The 16997-nt window shown below is 74.1% G+C and carries 13 protein-coding genes; 10 read left to right on the forward strand and 3 right to left on the reverse strand.

Translation table 11 applies throughout. The features are described 5' to 3' along the window. Positions 1 to 19: 19 nt before the first annotated feature. Positions 20 to 1048: a LysR family transcriptional regulator gene (locus tag ACFVVX_RS22720; protein ID WP_387948327.1), complete on the forward strand. Its 1029-nt coding sequence runs from the start codon at positions 20 to 22 to the stop codon at positions 1046 to 1048. A gap of 77 nt (positions 1049 to 1125) precedes the next feature. Here the strand turns inward: ACFVVX_RS22720 and ACFVVX_RS22725 are convergent, their stop codons facing one another. Then, positions 1126 to 1452 carry a WhiB family transcriptional regulator gene (locus tag ACFVVX_RS22725; protein WP_387948329.1) on the reverse strand — a complete coding sequence of 109 codons (327 nt, stop codon included), beginning with the start codon at positions 1450 to 1452 and terminating at the stop codon, positions 1126 to 1128. Positions 1453 to 2014: 562 nt separating this feature from the next. On the opposite strand from ACFVVX_RS22725, the gene ACFVVX_RS22730 reads away from it, so the two are divergent. The 4 genes from ACFVVX_RS22730 (at position 2015) to ACFVVX_RS22745 (ending at position 6720) form a co-directional block, all read left to right on the forward strand. Next, on the forward strand, positions 2015 to 2626 hold the full coding sequence (locus tag ACFVVX_RS22730; protein ID WP_014136228.1) for a response regulator transcription factor: 612 nt from the start codon (positions 2015 to 2017) through the stop codon (positions 2624 to 2626). A gap of 473 nt (positions 2627 to 3099) precedes the next feature. Continuing rightward, positions 3100 to 3684, forward strand: coding sequence for an RNA polymerase sigma factor ShbA (shbA, locus tag ACFVVX_RS22735; RefSeq protein WP_387948528.1), 585 nt, complete (start codon positions 3100 to 3102; stop codon positions 3682 to 3684). A 259-nt stretch (positions 3685 to 3943) separates the two neighbouring features. Next, positions 3944 to 5446 carry an IMP dehydrogenase gene (guaB, locus tag ACFVVX_RS22740; protein ID WP_387948331.1) on the forward strand — a complete coding sequence of 501 codons (1503 nt, stop codon included), beginning with the start codon at positions 3944 to 3946 and terminating at the stop codon, positions 5444 to 5446. A 146-nt stretch (positions 5447 to 5592) separates the two neighbouring features. Beyond that, positions 5593 to 6720 carry a GuaB3 family IMP dehydrogenase-related protein gene (locus ACFVVX_RS22745; RefSeq protein ID WP_387948333.1) on the forward strand — a complete coding sequence of 376 codons (1128 nt, stop codon included), beginning with the start codon at positions 5593 to 5595 and terminating at the stop codon, positions 6718 to 6720. Positions 6721 to 6814: 94 nt separating this feature from the next. On the opposite strand, the gene ACFVVX_RS22750 is transcribed toward ACFVVX_RS22745, so the two are convergent. Continuing rightward, positions 6815 to 7402, reverse strand: a complete 588-nt coding sequence (locus ACFVVX_RS22750; protein ID WP_387948335.1) for a hypothetical protein — start codon at positions 7400 to 7402, stop codon at positions 6815 to 6817. Between the two features lie 251 nt (positions 7403 to 7653). Between ACFVVX_RS22750 and ACFVVX_RS22755 the strand changes: the two genes are divergently transcribed. Next, the gene (locus tag ACFVVX_RS22755) at positions 7654 to 9711 is read left to right on the forward strand and encodes a serine/threonine-protein kinase (protein WP_387948337.1); all 2058 of its coding nucleotides are present in this window, start codon (positions 7654 to 7656) and stop codon (positions 9709 to 9711) included. Between the two features lie 36 nt (positions 9712 to 9747). Here ACFVVX_RS22755 and ACFVVX_RS22760 read toward each other — a convergent pair whose 3' ends face one another. Continuing rightward, entirely contained in the window at positions 9748 to 10290 is a 543-nt protein-coding gene (locus ACFVVX_RS22760) for an SHOCT domain-containing protein (protein ID WP_387948339.1), read from the reverse strand. A 69-nt stretch (positions 10291 to 10359) separates the two neighbouring features. Here ACFVVX_RS22760 and ACFVVX_RS22765 point away from each other — a divergent pair, with 69 nt between their 5' ends. The 4 genes from ACFVVX_RS22765 (at position 10360) to ACFVVX_RS22780 (ending at position 16910) form a co-directional block, all read left to right on the forward strand. Next, positions 10360 to 11454: a hypothetical protein gene (locus tag ACFVVX_RS22765; protein ID WP_387948341.1), complete on the forward strand. Its 1095-nt coding sequence runs from the start codon at positions 10360 to 10362 to the stop codon at positions 11452 to 11454. Positions 11455 to 11612: 158 nt separating this feature from the next. Continuing rightward, entirely contained in the window at positions 11613 to 13322 is a 1710-nt protein-coding gene (locus ACFVVX_RS22770) for a serine/threonine-protein kinase (RefSeq protein ID WP_387948343.1), read from the forward strand. A 90-nt stretch (positions 13323 to 13412) separates the two neighbouring features. After that, entirely contained in the window at positions 13413 to 15050 is a 1638-nt protein-coding gene (locus ACFVVX_RS22775; protein WP_387948345.1) for a succinic semialdehyde dehydrogenase, read from the forward strand. A gap of 54 nt (positions 15051 to 15104) precedes the next feature. After that, positions 15105 to 16910 (forward strand): GMC oxidoreductase, encoded by a 1806-nt coding sequence (locus ACFVVX_RS22780; protein ID WP_387948347.1) that lies wholly within the window; start codon positions 15105 to 15107, stop codon positions 16908 to 16910. Positions 16911 to 16997 lie beyond the last annotated feature (87 nt).

Raw genomic sequence — 16997 nt, forward strand, 5'->3', positions numbered from 1 at the left:
ATTGCCTTATAACTGAGGCATGATCGAGGCCCGCCACCTGCGCGTCCTGCGTGCTGTCGCCCGCACCGGCTCCTTCTCCGCCGCCGCGCGTGAGCTGGGCTGTACCCAGCCTGCCATCAGCCAGCAGATGAAGGCCCTGGAGAAGTCCGTGGACACCCCGCTGGTGGTCCGCTCCGGCCGCGGCATGCAGCTGAGCGAGGCCGGGCGGGTGCTGCTCAAGCATGCCACCGGGATCCTGGCCGGGCTCTCCGCGGCCGAGGAGGAGGTGGCGGCGATCGCCGGGCTGCGGGCCGGGCGGGTGCGGCTGGTCTCCTTCCCGACGGCGAGTTCCACTCTGGTGCCACCCGCCGTCGCCCGGCTGCGGGACAGCCATCCGGGGGTGCGCGTGTCGCTGGTCGAGGCGGAGCCGCCGGAGTCGCTGGCGATGCTGCGCGGCGGCGAGTGCGAGGTGGCGCTGGCGTTCCGCTACCCGCACACGCCCGGCGGCGCCCCGGCGCCGGCGCCCGCCCACGGCACCCCGCGCGAGGCGAGGGCCGAGGCGAACCTGGAGGCGCAGCAGCTCAGCGCCGTCACCGACTGGTCCGACCTGGTGGTCACCCCGCTGCTGGACGACCCGCTGATCGGGCTGCTGCCGGCCGCGCACCCGCTGGCGGGGCGCGGCGCGGCGGGCGGCGGGTCGGGCGCCGCGGCGGAGCCGGTGGAACTGGCCGAGCTGGCGGGGGAGCAGTGGATCGCCGGCTGCCCGCAGTGCCGGGGCCACCTGGTGGAGCTGTGTGCGGGAGCGGGCTTCGAGCCGCGGATCGACTTCGCGACGGACGACTACCCGGCGGTGGTCGGCCTGGTGGCGGCCGGGCTCGGAGTGGCGGTGCTGCCGGGTCTGGCGCTGGAGTCGGTACGCCCTGACGGCGTGTCGGCGGTGCCGGTGCGGACCGCCTCGGGGGCGCCCGCGGTGCGGCAGGTGGTCGCCCTGACCCTGCCGGACCTCGCCGAGGTGCCGGCCGTGGCCTTGATGCTGGAGCGGCTGGCGGGGGCGGCCGCCGGGCGCTGAGCCGCGATCACACTGGCTCGGAGGCGCCCTGAGGCGCCGCGAAGAAACGTTTCTTCACGACGCGGGACGGACCGCGTTCAGCGCGGAATGCCGGACGGCATGGCCAGCGGCACCTCGACCAGGCGGTTGCGCGAGCGTCCCATCATCTCCTCGCGCTCGTCCTCGGTGAGCCCTCCCCAGACGCCGTACGGCTCCCGGACCGCCAGCGCGTGCGCGGCGCACTCGGTGCGTACCGGGCAGCGCATGCAGACCTCCTTGGCGCTCGCCTCGCGCGAACTGCGTGCGGCCCCGCGCTCGCCCTCGGGGTGGAAGAAGAGCGAGCTGTCCACGCCGCGGCAGGCTGCGGACAGCTGCCAGTCCCAGAGATCCGCGTTGGGCCCGGGGAGGCGGGAGAAATCTGCCATGGCTCATTCCCTTCAGAGGCTCGTCGGCCGGGGCCGGCCACCAGCGGCGGGCTGGACTGTGCGGCACGGCGAGGCTTCGATGCGCTGGTGTGGACACCTGGAAATATGACTTAAGGCAACTCCATGGACAAGTCACCCACAGAGTGGCACAACAGTCAATGACCATACAAAAGCTATAAAAACGGGCAAAGTGGGCATGGCCTTCGGCGGGCGCAGACGTGGCAATCGGGTGGTCGACGGGCGTACGGCGCCCCGCGCCGGTGTGCGGGTCGCGCGCCCACCGCGCGCGAGCTGCACAAAAGTGCGGCGTGTGCACCGCGATGCGGCTGATCGGTAACGGGTTGGCCACGTACAGTGGTGGAGATGGCCCTGAAAGCCGTAACTCATTCGAGTGACGGTCGTTGGAAGTGCGGAGGCGGTTAGCGGGCGCCGGACGTCGGGAACGATCGCGGGGAAGTACCGGCGATCAGTACGGGGTCTGTCGCCAATCGGCCGTGTCGGAGAGATTCGTACCAGCCAGGAGGCTCAACGTGACGCGGATCAGCTGCGGAGGACGACGGTCATGACTTCCGTTCTCGTTTGCGACGATTCCCCGCTCGCCCGCGAGGCGCTTCGCCGCGCGGTCGCGACCGTACCCGGCGTCGACCGGGTCACCACCGCGACGAACGGGGAGGAGGTCCTCCGCCGCTGGGTGGCCGACCGCTCCGATCTCGTTCTGATGGACGTCCGGATGCCCGGCCTCGGCGGGGTCGAGACGGTCCGGCGGCTGCTGTCCGCCGACCCGGGCGCGCGCATCATCATGCTCACCGTCGCCGAGGACCTCGACGGCGTCGCCCTCGCGGTGGCCGCCGGGGCCCGCGGGTACCTGCACAAGGACGCCTCGCGCGCCGAGCTGCGGGCCACCGTGACCCAGGCGCTCGCCGACCCGACCTGGCGGCTCGCCCCGCGCCGGCTGCGCAGCCCCGACATGGGCGCCGCGCCGACCCTGACGGCACGTGAGATCCAGGTGCTGGAGGGCATGAGCCACGGCCGGAGCAACGCCGAGATCGGCCGCGAGCTGTTCCTCTCCGAGGACACCGTGAAGACCCACGCCCGGCGGCTGTTCAAGAAGCTCGGCGCATCGGACCGTGCGCACGCGGTGGCCCTCGGGTTCCGCTGGGGCCTGGTCCGCTGACCGCCGGCGGCCCCGCCGGAATCGGCGGGCTGCTCGCGATTCCCCGTGCCGAGGCGTGTGACGTTACGGTCCCGAGGTTGCACCATGGAGGAGTGGAGCACCTCGGGGACCAGCGGACAGGCACTGCGGCGAACCACACGGCCGCAGCTCACTCGGCGGACGGCGCAACGGACGAGGCCACCGACGGCGGCGGGGCGGGAGGCACGGTGCAGGAGGGGCCGGTGGTGCGCGGTGCCGTGGTGGGCGGTGCCGCACCGCATAACGTTCCGGTGCACAACTCCGGACGCGGTGCCGCGTTTTCCCGTTCGACCAGGCACCATGGACCGATGCGTGACGACGTTGCCGGTGCTACCGGCGAGGCGGACCCGGTGGAGGCCGAGCCCTCCGGCCAGGGCCACGATTCGTCGTACGCGGATTCCGACGACGGGACCGGCGGGGGCGTGACCGGCGGGAGCGGGGTCGTCCGGCCCCCGGTGCTCGGTGCCGGCAGCTCGCCGCTGGTCGGCGAACTGGTCGCGGCGGCCGTCCGCGGCGAGGGTCCGGCGATCGACGCGCTGCTCGCCTACGTCCACCCGCTGGCGCTGCGCTACTGCCGCGGCCGGCTGGTGCGGCTGCCGGGCGGCGCCCGGCACCACGTGGACGACGTCGCCCAGGAGGTCTGTGTGGCGGTGCTCTGCGCACTGCCCCGCTACCGGGACCAGGGGCGGCCGTTCGAGGCCTTCGTCTACGGCATCGCCGCGCACAAGATCGCCGATCTGCAGCGGGCCGCGATGCGCGGGCCCGGCTCGACGGTGATCGCGCAGGACGACCTGCCGGAGGTGCCGGACGAGGCGCTCGGCCCGGAGGAGCGGGCGCTGCTCAGCAGCGACGCGGCCTGGGCCAAGGAACTGCTCTCCAACCTGCCGGCCCGTCAGCGCGAACTCGTGCTGCTGCGGGTGGCCGCCGGGCTGTCGGCCGAGGAGACCGGGGAGGTGCTCGGGATGTCGCCCGGCGCCGTCCGGGTGGCCCAGCACCGTGCGCTCAGCCGGCTGCGGGCGCTCGCGGAGGAGTCCTCCTGATCGTCCGCCCCGGTGGGGCCGGAATGGCCCATGGGCGGTTGGTGTTGTCAAGGGCACACGAGGACACATTCGCGGTGCCAGTACCATGGGGTATCGGCGCCTGGGCGGGTCGCCAAAGTTCCGTGGGTGCGAGCGGGGTTTCCCTGGAGGTTCCTCCAATGGCACCGAGCTTTCGGCGGCCTGAGCGAGTGAGCGATGGAGTGCGCCCCCACCCTCAGGGCGCGAGCGGATTAGGCCGGCCACGGAAGGTACCCCCAAAATGTCCTACAACGCCGCAGGCGTACCCGAGAAGTTCGCGATGCTCGGGCTCACGTACGACGACGTGCTGCTGCTGCCCGGGGCCTCCGAGGTGCTGCCGAACCAGGTCGACACCTCCTCGCGGGTCTCCCGGAACGTGCGCGTCAACATCCCGCTGCTGTCCGCGGCGATGGACAAGGTCACCGAGGCGCGGATGGCGATCGCGATGGCCCGCCAGGGCGGCGTCGGCGTCCTGCACCGCAACCTCTCGGTCGAGGACCAGGCCAACCAGGTCGACCTGGTGAAGCGTTCCGAGTCCGGCATGGTCACCGACCCGATCACGGTCGGCCCGGAGACCACCCTGGCCGAGGCCGACGCGCTGTGCGCCAAGTTCCGGATCAGCGGTGTGCCGATCGCGGACGAGGCGGGCAAGCTGCTCGGCATCGTCACCAACCGCGACATGGCCTTCGAGTCGGACCGCCGCCGCCAGGTCCGCGAGATCATGACCCCGATGCCGCTGATCACCGGCAAGGTCGGCATCAGCGGTGAGGACGCGATCGGGCTGCTCCGCCGCCACAAGATCGAGAAGCTCCCGCTGGTCGACGACGAGGGCCGGATCAAGGGCCTGATCACCGTCAAGGACTTCGTCAAGGCCGAGAAGTACCCGAACGCCGCCAAGGACGCCGAGGGCCGTCTGCTGGTCGGTGCCGCGGTGGGTGCCAGCGCCGAGGCCTTCGACCGGGCCCAGGCCCTGGTCGAGGCGGGCGTGGACTTCCTGGTCGTCGACACCTCGCACGGCCACAGCCACAACGCGCTGGCCTGGATCGCCAAGATCAAGGCCGCCGTCGGCGTCGACGTGGTCGGCGGCAACGTCGCCACCCGCGACGGCGCCCAGGCGCTGATCGACGCCGGCGTGGACGGCGTCAAGGTCGGCGTCGGCCCCGGCTCCATCTGCACCACCCGCGTGGTCGCCGGCATCGGCGTCCCGCAGGTCACCGCGATCTACGAGGCCGCGGTCGCCTGTCAGGCGGCCGGGGTGCCGGTGATCGGCGACGGCGGCCTGCAGTACTCCGGCGACATCGGCAAGGCGCTCGCCGCCGGCGCCGACACCGTGATGCTGGGCTCGCTGCTGGCCGGCTGCGAGGAGTCCCCGGGCGAGCTGCTGTTCATCAACGGCAAGCAGTTCAAGTCCTACCGCGGCATGGGCTCGCTGGGCGCCATGCAGTCCCGCGGGCAGGCGAAGTCCTTCTCCAAGGACCGGTACTTCCAGGGCGAGGTCACCTCGGACGAGAAGCTGATCGCCGAGGGCATCGAGGGCCAGGTGCCCTACCGCGGCCCGCTCTCCGCCGTGCTGTACCAGCTGGTCGGCGGCCTGCGGCAGACCATGGGCTACGTCGGTGCGGCCACCGTCGCCGAGATGGAGAGCAAGGGCCGCTTCGTGCGGATCACCTCGGCGGGCCTCAAGGAGAGCCACCCGCACGACATCCAGATGACCGTCGAGGCGCCGAACTACACCACCCGCTGACACGTCCGACACCGAGGGGCCCGCAGCCGCGGGCCCCTCGCGCGTGTCCGGGAGGCGAGCGCGCGCGTCGGAGCAGGTGCGGGATACTGGGGGCGGCCGGGGTGACCCGGCGGGCATGAGCAACAAACCAGAAGGGCTCGAACGAAGTGACTGAGATCGAGATCGGGCGAGGCAAGCGCGGCCGCCGGGCATACGCATTCGACGACATCGCCGTCGTCCCCAGCCGGCGTACGCGTGACCCGAAGGAGGTCTCGATCGCCTGGCAGATCGACGCCTACCGCTTCGAGCTGCCGTTCCTGGCCGCCCCGATGGACAGCGTGGTCTCCCCGCAGCAGGCCATCGCCATCGGCCGCCTCGGCGGGCTGGGCGTGCTCAACCTCGAAGGCCTCTGGACCCGCTACGAGGACCCGCAGCCGCTGCTCGACGAGATCGCCACGATCAACGACCAGGCCGCCGCCACCCGCCGCCTGCAGGAGATCTACGCCGCGCCGATCAAGGCCGAGCTGATCAAGCAGCGGATCCAGGAGGTCCGCGACTCCGGCGTGGTCACCGCCGCCGCGCTCTCCCCGCAGCGCACCGCCGAGTTCTCCAAGGCCGTCGTGGACGCCGGCGTCGACGTCTTCGTCATCCGCGGCACCACCGTCTCCGCCGAGCACGTCTCCGGTGCGGCCGAGCCGCTGAACCTCAAGCAGTTCATCTACGAGCTGGACGTCCCGGTGATCGTCGGCGGCTGTGCCACCTACACCGCCGCGCTGCACCTCATGCGCACCGGTGCGGCCGGCGTGCTGGTCGGCTTCGGCGGCGGCGCCGCCCACACCACCCGCGGCGTGCTCGGCATCCAGGTGCCGATGGCCACCGCCGTCGCCGACGTGGCCGCGGCCCGCCGCGACTACATGGACGAGTCCGGCGGCCGCTACGTGCACGTGATCGCGGACGGCGGCGTCGGCTACAGCGGTGACATCCCCAAGGCCGTCGCCTGCGGCGCCGACGCGGTGATGATCGGTGCCGCGCTGGCCCGCGCCACCGACGCGCCCGGCAAGGGCTTCCACTGGGGCATGGAGGCCGTCCACGAGGAGCTGCCGCGCGGCAAGCGGGTGGACCTCGGCACCGTCGGCACCACCGAGGAGATCCTCACCGGGCCCTCGCACACCCCCGACGGCACCATGAACCTGTTCGGCGCGCTGCGCCGGGCGATGGCCACCACCGGCTACACGGAGCTCAAGGAGTTCCAGCGCGTCGAGGTGACGGTCAACCCGGGCCTCAGCCACCGCTGAGCCGACCGGCGCCGACCGCCGGTCTCAGGGCCCCCTCCGGACGCGTTCCGGCGGGGGCCCTGCCGTACCCGGCCCCGGCTCCCGGCTTCCGGCCTCAGTCGGTGGAGGCCGTGCGGCGGGTGAGCAGGAAGCCGCCGATCAGGGCGATGCCGTAGAAGGCGAGGTCCACCGGGTGCCGGTCCGCGCGCCAGATCCGCAGGGCGTCGCCGAGCAGTTCCCCGTACGGGGTGCCCTCCAGGCGGTGCAGGCGCAGCGTCTGGCCGAGCAGCTGGCCGAGCAGGAGCCCGGTGGCCGAGAGCAGCGCGCCCAGCGGCGGCAGGGTCCGGTTCTGGCCGCCGATCCGGCCGAGCGGCCAGGCGACGGCCGCGGCCAGGGCGATCGCCAGCCAGCCGATGCTGCTCTGCACCCGGGACAGGGCGGCGCCGTACGCGAGGGCGCCGACCAGCATCGCGGTGGCGGAGACGGCCACGGCCAGGCCGGTCCGCCGGCGGCGACGACGGCGCCGGCGCCCGGCCGACGGTTCGGCGGGGTCGGGGGCGGGGTCGTAACCGGCCACCGGTGCGCCGGGCATGCCGGGGGCGACATAGCCCTCTGGGGCGTCCGGTTCGGGTGCCACCGAGTAGTGCTGGGCCATGCGCGGCCGGACCGACTGGCCGTCAGTGCCCGGTTCGGGTGCGGTCATGGGTGTCGAATCCCCCCGGAAAGACTGTGAGCGGCCGAACGTTAGCAGCGCGCGGGGCGGGGCGGACAGGGTTTTCGATCACAGATCGGGCACGGAGCGCCGCGCCGGGCCGGGTTCCCGCAGGGTGGCCGGGGGGCGGGTGGCCGCGGGCCCTCGGGACAGGGGATGATGGAGGCTTGGCATTCCGGTCCGGCGTCGGGCCGATACGCCGTCACGTCGACAGGCCGGCAGCACATGGGGGAGCGTTCCGAATGAGCCAGGCGCAGGGTTCCACCGGCCGCCTCCTGGCCGGACGCTACCGGCTGGACGCGGTGCTCGGCCGCGGTGGCATGGGTACCGTCTGGCGGGCCGAGGACGAGATGCTCGGCCGGATCGTCGCGGTCAAGGAACTGCGGATGCACGGCGGCGTGGACGAGGACGAGAAGCACCGGCTGATCGTCCGTACGCTGCGCGAGGCCAAGGCGACGGCACGGATCAGGCACGCCTCGGCGGTCACCGTCTTCGACGTGGTCGAGGAGGACGACCGGCCGTGGATCGTGATGGAGCTGGTCGAGTCCCGCTCGCTGGCGGACGTGATCAAGGAGGACGGGCCGCTGGCGCCCGCCCGGGCCGCCGAGATCGCGCTCGACGTGCTGGGCGTGCTGGGAGCCGCCCACGCGCTCGGCATCCTGCACCGTGACGTGAAGCCGTCCAACGTGCTGATCGGCGAGGACGGCCGGGTGGTGCTCACCGACTTCGGCATCGCCAGCGTGGAGGGCGACGCCTCGGTGACCTCCACCGGGATGCTGGTCGGCGCGCCCTCGTACATATCCCCGGAGCGGGCCCGGGGGCAGAAGCCCGGCCCGCCGGCCGACCTGTGGTCGCTGGGCGGCACGCTGTACGCGATGGTGGAGGGCCGTCCGCCGTACGACCGGGGGTCGGCGCTGGCCACCCTGACGGCGGTGATGACCGAGGACCTCGGCACGCCGTACAACGCCGGGTCGTTGAGGCCGGTCATCGAGGGGCTGCTGGAGAAGGATCCGGCCAAGCGGCTGGACGCCTCGCAGACCCGTTCGATGCTCAAGCGGGTGGCGGCCGAGGCGACCGCGCGGGCCGAGTCGACGACCGAGCACGCGGTGCCGGTGGCGCTGCCCGGTCCGGGCGCCGGGGCGGAGCGGAGCACCGAGGACACCGGCGCCGCCGGGAAGGCCGAGGACTCCAAGGGCTCCGAGGGCTCCGAGGACATCAAGGGCGCCCAGGGTGCCGAGGGCGCCGAGGACGGTCGGGGCGGCGACGCGCCGGTCGGGAAGCGGACCATCGGTGGGCTGCTCGGCACCGTCCGGGTGGGGAGCCGGGCGCGGGACGCCGAGAAGGCCGCTCCGGCCGCCTCCGCCACTGCGCCGGCCTCCTCGACCCCGTCGGGCACCTCCGGCGCGTCGGGCGCGTCGGTCCCGGAGACGGGGGAGGGCGCCGCACCGGGGCCCGATCCGGTCCGGACGGTGAGCGGCGAGTGGACCCGTGGCGCGACCCAGGCCGCCGGGGCCGACCCGCGCAAGGGCCGGCGGCGGCTGGCCGTGGTCGCGGTGGTCCTGGTGCTGCTGCTGATCGCCGGGGTGGTCGCGGTGGTCCAGGCGCTGGGCGGCCCGGATGACGGTTCGGCGACCGGCGCCGGCTCCACCTCCCCGGTGGCGTCGACCAGCGGGGGCGCGCCCGCGTCCGCGGCGGTGACGGCCACCGGGGCCGGCCCCACGGCGGCGGGTTCGCCCGCCGAGGCGGCGCCGCCGGCGCCGGCCACGGCAGCGCCCGTGTCCACGACGCCGGTCGCGCCCCCGGTGACGACCCCGGTCGCCCCGGTTCCGGCCGCCCCGGCGCCGACCGGCGCGGCGGTGCCGGCCGGCTACCACGAGTACAAGGACCAGTCCGGCTTCTCGATCGTGCTGCCGGACTGGCTGCAGCCGGCCGGCTCGGAGTCCATCCGCCGCACCTTCAAGGGCAACGGCAGCACCCTGAAGATCGAGTGGACCACCTCGCCCGGCCCGAGCGCCGTCGCGGACTGGCAGGAGTCCGAGCCCGGGCTGCGCGGACAGCTGACCAACTACCAGCGGGTGGCGCTGCAGGCGCTCACCTACCGCGAGTGGAGCAACGCCGCCGACTGGGAGTGGACTTTCGGCAGCCCGCGGATGCACTCGCTCAACCGGGGTTTCGTCACCGGCACCCCGGCCAAGTACGGCTACGCGATCTACTGGACCACCCCGGACGCGGAGTGGGGCTCGCCCGCGAACGCCCAGGCCCGGCAGACCGCGTTCGAGACCTTCCAGCCCGCGCCGTGAACCGCGCCGTGACCCGCGCCGGGGCCGTGCGGCGGCTCAGCCGATCAGGCGCTGCTTGGCGCGGCTGAACTCCTCGTCGGTGAGCGCCCCGGCGCCGTGCAGGGACGCCAACCGCTCCAGCTGGTCCAGCAGTTCCGCACCCGAGGAGGCGGCCGCCGGCCCGGCGGCCGGGGCGGCGACGGCCTTGTGCGCGGCGTCGCGGGCCAGTTGGGCGGCCGCGCGGACCTGCTCGGCGAACACCTCGGCCTTCACCACGTCCTCGAACCGGTGCGAGCCGGTCAGCGCGACCACCAGCAGCACCTCGCCGTTGATCCTGGTCCTGGTGACGGTCGCGTCGGTCACCGCGGCGAGCGGAACCGGGATCGGCGGCTTGCCGTCCTTCAGGAAGAGCAGCCGCTGGGTGGTGAGGACCAGGACGCCCCTGCGGAAGTGGTCGGGGTGCCGTCCGGCCGTCGACGCGACCGGCCTCTCGTCGGGCACGACGTTCGCCTCCACGGTGCGCAGAGCCTCGGCCCGGGTGTCACTGTTGCTGTTGCCGGCCACATCGAAGGCCGCGTCGATCAGATCGGTCCAGTCCATGGACCGAGGGTAACGATCGGGGTGTCCACCGGGGCCAACTAGGCTGGGCGGCGAGCGAGAGGAACACGCATGCGAGCGGGCCCGGGACAGGTTCTGGCAGGGCGATACCGGCTGACGGACCACCCGGAGGCGGTGCGCGCGCTCGCGGTGGACGAGCGGACCGGCGCCGCCGTGCTGCTGCGCGGCCTGGAGCTGCCGGCCCTGCTGACGAGCGGTCACGACCCGGACGACCCGGTGCCCGAGCAGGGCGAGCGGCTGGTCCGCCGGGTGGCGGCGGTCGGCTCCGCCGCGCCGACGCACCAGCGACTGCTCCAGGGGGCCGGGGCCTTCGTCGAGGGCGGCCTGCTGTGGACGGTCGAGGAGCATCCGGCCGGGGCGTCGCTGGCCGCGCTGGCCGCGGCCGGCCCGGTACCGCCCTACCGGGCGGCCGAGTTGGCGGCGGACATCGCGGGTGCGCTGCGGGCGCTGCACGAGGCCGGGCTCGTGCACGGGAACCTCACCACCGAGTCGGTGCTGGTCTGCGAGGACGGCGCGGCCCTGCTCGGCGGACTGCTCCCCGGGGTGGCCCAGGAGGCGCTCGCCGAGGAGCTCGGCGGGCCGGGCGGCCGGCGCCGGTACGACGTCCGGGCCACCCTGGTCGGCCCGGTGGCGGAGCGCTGGCCGCTGGACGGCGGCCCGGCCGGGGACTGCTGGGCGCTGGGCGTGCTGCTGCACCGGCTGGTCACCGGCCGCTCGCCGTTCCCGGACCGCGGGGTGCCGGAGCTGGTGACGGCGGTGCGGGACGGGCGGCGGGAACCGGCCGTGGTGTGCGGGCCGCTGGCGCCGCTGGTGGAGCGGCTGCTCCAGCCCGATCCGGCGATCCGGCCCACGGCGGAGCAGATCCAGCGGGAGCTGGCGGCGCTGCTGGCTGGCGCGCCGGAGCCGGTCGACGGGGAGCGGGCCGGGCGGGTGCTCGCGCTGCGCCCGGACGGGCCGCTGGTGCCCCTGGTGCCGCGTCAGCGCAGGCGCGGCAGACGGTCGGCGGAGCCGGCGCAGGACGCGGGCGACCCCGCACCGGTCCGGCCGCCGCGGATACCTCCGGCTCTGCTCGGCCCGCTGCTGGTCGGCGGGATCCTCGTGCTGCTGGTGCTCGGGGTGGCGGCCGTGGTGCTGTTCGCAGGCTGACGGTGCCCGCAGGGCCCCCGCCGCCTCCGCTGCGGCCGGGGGAGATTACCGGGGTACGGTCGCTGCGCCTAATGTGTGCATGGGATTTGTTCGAACAGTGGTCTGCACCGGGCCCTCCGTCGCGGTGACGGCAGGTGGATGAGGGGGAGCGGTCACCGATGGGCGTGCAGGACGGGCCACAGTCGCCCGACGCGGAGCGGCTGCTGGCCGGTCGCTACGAGCTGGGCGAGCGGCTGGGCCGTGGCGGCATGGGCACGGTCTGGCGGGCCTGGGACCGGATGCTGGACCGCGAGGTCGCGGTCAAGGAACTGACCGTCAGCCACCTCCCCGAGGAGGACCTGCAGATCCTGCACGCCCGGATGAAGCGGGAGGCCAGTGCGGCCGCCCGGATCAAGCACCCCGGCGTGATCACCGTCCACGACGTGCTGGAGCAGGACGGTCGGCCGTGGATCGTGATGGAGCTGGTCGACGGCCGTTCGCTGGCCGATGTGATCAGCCAGGACGGCACACTGCAGCCGCGGGCCGCCGCCGAGGTCGGCGGCCAGGTGCTGGCCGCGCTGCACCGGGGCCACCAGCTGGGCGTGCTGCACCGGGACGTGAAGCCCGCCAACGTGCTGCTGGAGCGCGGCACCGGGCGGGTGGTGCTGCTGGACTTCGGCATCGCGACCTACGAGGGCTCGGCCGAGCTGACCCGCCCCGGCGACCTGGTCGGCTCGCCGGACTACCTGGCCCCGGAGCGGGCCCAGGGCGAGCGCCCGGGGCCGGCCTCCGACCTGTGGGGCCTGGGGGCGACGCTGTACGCGGCGGTGGAGGGCGAGTCGCCGTTCCGCCGGACCTCGCCGCTGACCACGCTGGCCGCGGTGGTCGGGGAGCCGCTGCCGGAGCCGCAGCGGGCCGGGCCGCTGGGCCCGGTGCTGGCCGCGCTGATGGCCAAGGACCCGGCCGAGCGGCCCACGGCGGACGAGGCGGCCCGGATGCTGGCCGAGGTGCAGGCCGGGCACACCGTCGGCCTCAAGCCCGTCGCGCCGCTGAAGACGCCGACCCAGGCGGTGCCGGTGGTGGACCGCAGCAGTGGTCCGGCCGGGGCGCAGTCCGCGGACCCGGGCGGGGCGGAGGCGGTCACCGCGCCGCAGCCGGCCGCCGCGGCGGGCCCGGCCGGTGCCGTCGAGGCGGGCGCACCCGGGGGAGCCGAAGCGCACACCGCCCCCGGCGCGCCCCTCGCGCACCGCGTCGCGCCCGCGCGCGGGCCGGCCAAGCGCCGCCGAGTGCTTCGGGTCGCGCTGGCCGCGCTGGCGGTCGCCGTGCTGGCCGCCGGGGCGACGTACCTCGCGACCCGCCACGGCGGCGCGCCGGGCGCCGACCCGACGCCGACCCTCACGGCCGGGCCGGACCCGGCCGACACCGCCGCCGCCGCGCCCACCGGCTACCGCTGGGTGGACGACCCGGCGGGCTTCCGCTTCCCGCTGCCGAGCGGCGTCCCGGCGTGGCAGCGCAGTACGGACACCGCGAACCAGATCTTCTACAGCCCCGACAACAAGTCGCACTACCTGCAGTTCGCGGTCACCGTCGGCCAGTCGGTCAAGCCGCTGGAGCACCTGCAGCAGATGGAGACCACCGTCTCCAAGCTGAAGGAGTACCGCCAGCACAAGCTGACCAGCGTCCAGGTGAACGGCCACGACGCGGCCGTCTGGGAGTTCAGCTACGCGGCCAAGGAGGGCGGCCGCCGGCGCGCGATCGAGGCGGAGTTCATCGACGGCGACGGCACCGGCTACGCCATCTACCTGTCCTGCCCGGACAAGGAGAAGGACTGGACCGAGGGCGAGCAGCGCTTCACCACGGTGCTCAACCACTTCACCCCGACCCGCTGAACCCACCCGTCGGGTGGTTTCGGACGGCACCGGCAGTTTCTTGTTACCGACGGGTACCGAACCGGCCGCCGAGCGCCTAGGCTGCGCCGTATGACGGACCTCACAGCAGATGCACCGGTCGCCGAGCAGAACGGCTCCGGGGCCGGCAACCCCGCCGCGCCCGGCGGCGGCCGCACCGTCGCCTCGGCCGTCCCGTCCTCGCTGGTCGCCCGCCTCGCCGGCGGCATCACCGCCGCCGGGGAGCCCGCCCTGGTGGAGACCGTCGCCCCGCTGACCGGCGAGCGGCTGGCGAGCCTGCCGCAGTCCACCCCGGCCGACGTCGAGGTGGCGTACGAGCTGGCCCGCCGCGCCCAGCGCAGCTGGGCCGCCCAGCCGGTTCGCCGCCGGGCCGCCGTCCTGCTGCGCTTCCACGACCTGCTGCTCAGGCGCCAGGACGAGGTGCTCGACCTGATCCAGGCCGAGACCGGCAAGGCCCGGCTGCACGCCTTCGAGGAGGTGCTGGCCGTCGCCCTGGCCGCCCGGCACTACGGCCGGGCCGCGCACTCCTACCTGCGCGACAGGCGCCGCGGCGGGGCGCTTCCGGTGCTCACCCACGTCGTCGAGGCCCGTCGGCCCAAGGGCGTGGTCGGCCACATCTCGCCGTGGAACTACCCGCTGGAGCTGTCCATCGGTGATGCGCTGCCCGCCTTCGTGGCCGGCAACGCGGTGGTCAACAAGCCGGACACGCAGACCGCGCTGACCGCGCTCTGGGCCCGCGAACTGCTGGTCGAGGCCGGGCTGCCGGCCGACCTCTGGCAGATCGTGGTCGGCGACGGCCCGGTGATCGGACCGGCCGTGGTCGAGCACGCCGACTACGTCTCGTTCACCGGCTCCACCCGCACCGGCCGGGACGTCGCGCAGCGCGCCGCCGCCCGGCTGGTCGGCGCCTCGCTGGAGCTCGGCGGCAAGAACGCCATGCTGGTGCTCGCCGACGCCGACCTCGACCGGGCCGCCGAGGGGGCCGTCCGGGCCTGCTTCTCCTCCGCCGGCCAGCTCTGCATCTCGATCGAGCGCCTGCTGGTCCACCGCTCGGTGGCCGACGAGTTCGTGGCGAGGTTCGCCGAGCGCACCAGGGCGCTGCGCCTGGGCGGCGGCCTGGCCTACGGCGCGGACATGGGATCGCTGGTCTCGGTCCGGCAGCTGGACGCCACCACCCGGCACGTGGAGGAGGCGGTCAAGGCGGGGGCCACCGTGGTGGCCGGCGGCCGTCCCCGGCCCGACCTGGGCCCGTTCTTCCACGAGCCGACCATCCTGGACGGCGTCACCCCCGAGATGGCGGTCTGCGCCGAGGAGACCTTCGGCCCGGTGGTCGCGGTCTACCGCTTCGACACCGAGGACGAGGCGGTCGCCGCCGCCAACGCCACCTCGTACGGCCTGAACTCCAGCGTCTGGACGAAGGACCTGCGGCGCGGCCGGGCGGTCGCGGCCCGGCTGCGCACCGGCACCGTCAACGTGAACGAGGCCTTCGCGGCGGCGTACGGCTCGGTCGGCGCGCCGATGGGCGGGATGGGCGAGTCCGGGCTCGGCCGGCGGCACGGGGCCGAGGGCATCCTGCGGTTCACCGAGGCGCAGACCATCGCCACCCAGCGGCTGCTGCCGCTCGCGCCCTCGCTCGGGCTGGACGACCGGCAGTTCGCCGCGGTGTTCACCGGCGGGCTGCGGGTGCTGAAGGCCCTGCGGTTCAAGTAACCGGTCCCCGGACCGTCCCCGACATCGGTTCTCTTCCCGAAGGAGCAGTGGCACATGGTGGGGTCCCGCGGTGATTCCGAGTTCGACTACGACGTGATCGTGATCGGCTCCGGCTTCGGCGGTTCGGTCTCCGCGCTGCGGCTGACCGAGAAGGGCTACCGGGTCGCCGTCCTGGAGGCCGGGCGGCGCTTCGAGCGCGGCGAACTGCCCAGGAACTCCTGGGACCTGGCCAACTACCTGTGGGCGCCCAAGCTCGGCCTGTACGGCATCCAGCGGATCCACCTGCTGGCCAACGTGCTGATCCTGGCCGGCGCCGGGGTCGGCGGTGGCTCGCTGAACTACGCCAACACCCTGTACGTGCCGCCCAAGGCGTTCTTCGAGGACCGCCAGTGGGGCCACATCACCGACTGGCAGGACGAGCTGGCGCCGTTCTACGACCAGGCGCAGCGGATGCTCGGGGTGCGCCTCAACCCGACCGTCACCCCCTCCGACGTCCACCTCAAGGCCGCCGCCGAGCGGATGGGTGTCGGGGACACCTTCCACATGGCGCCGGTCGGGGTCTTCTTCGGCGACGGCGAGGACTCCGACCGCACCGCCCACGCCGCCCCGGGCACCGAGATCGACGACCCGTACTTCGGTGGCGCCGGCCCGAAGCGCAGGGCCTGCACGGAGTGCGGCGAGTGCATGACCGGCTGCCGGCACGGCGCCAAGAACATGCTCACCGAGAACTACCTCCACCTGGCCGAGCAGGGCGGCGCCGAGATCCACCCGCTCACCACGGTGGCCCGGATCCGCGAGCTCGCCGGGGCCGACGGCGCCGAGGGCTTCGCGGTGGACGTGCGCCGCACCGACGCGCGCTCCACCACCGACCCGGTGAAGGCCGGCGCGCGGACCCTCACCGCCGCCCGGGTGGTGGTCGCGGCCGGCACCTACGGCACCCAGGCGCTGCTGCACCGGATGCGCGACGGCGGCCACCTGCCCCGGATCTCCGGCCGGCTCGGCGAGCTGACCCGCACCAACTCGGAGGCGCTGGTCGGCGCGCAGACCACCGACCGGCGGTACGGCTCCCGGGTGGACTTCACCAAGGGCGTCGCGATCACCTCCTCGATCCACCCGGACGAGAACACCCACATCGAGCCGGTGCGCTACGGCCGGGGCTCCAACGCCATGGGCGCGCTGTCGATCATGCAGGTCAAGGGCGTCGGGCGCGGCCCGCGCTGGCTGCGCTACCTGGGCACCGCGGCCCGCCACCCGGTGAACTTCGCCCGGTCGGTGAACCAGCACCGCTGGTCGGAGAAGACCATCATCGGACTGGTGATGCAGTCGCTGGACAACTCCATCACCGTCTCGCTGAAGACGAAGGGCCTCGGCAAGGGGCAGCTGACCTCCCGCCAGGGCCACGGCGCGCCCAACCCGTCCTGGATCCCGGCCGCCGAGCAGGGCGCCCAGGCGCTGGCCACCGAGATCAACGGGTTCCCCGGGGGCACCGTCGGCGAGATCTTCGACATCCCGATGACGGCGCACTTCCTCGGCGGCTGCACGATCGGCGACTCCCCGGAGAGCGGGGTGGTCGACCCGTACCACCGGCTCTACGGGTACCCCGGGATCAGTGTGGTGGACGGCTCGGCGGTCTCCGCCAACCTGGGCGTCAACCCCTCGCTGACGATCACCGCGCAGGCCGAGCGCGCCATGTCGATGTGGCCGAACAAGGGCGAGGAGGACCCGCGCCCGGCCGCCGGTGAGGAGTACCGGCGGGTCGCCGCGGTGGCCCCGCTGGAGCCGGCCGTGCCGAAGGACGCCTTCGGTGCGCTGAGGCTGCCGCTGCTCGCCGTTCCCGAGGTCCCGAAGCGGGGGAGCTGACCGCCCGGACGCCCCAACGTGCGCCATGCCCATGCCGGTTGACAGCCGTCCGCACCCGATGGGATAAACGGGGCTTCCTGGGGGGAC

The sequence above is a fragment of the Kitasatospora sp. NPDC058170 genome (assembly GCF_042883905.1).
GTDB lineage: Bacteria > Actinomycetota > Actinomycetes > Streptomycetales > Streptomycetaceae > Kitasatospora.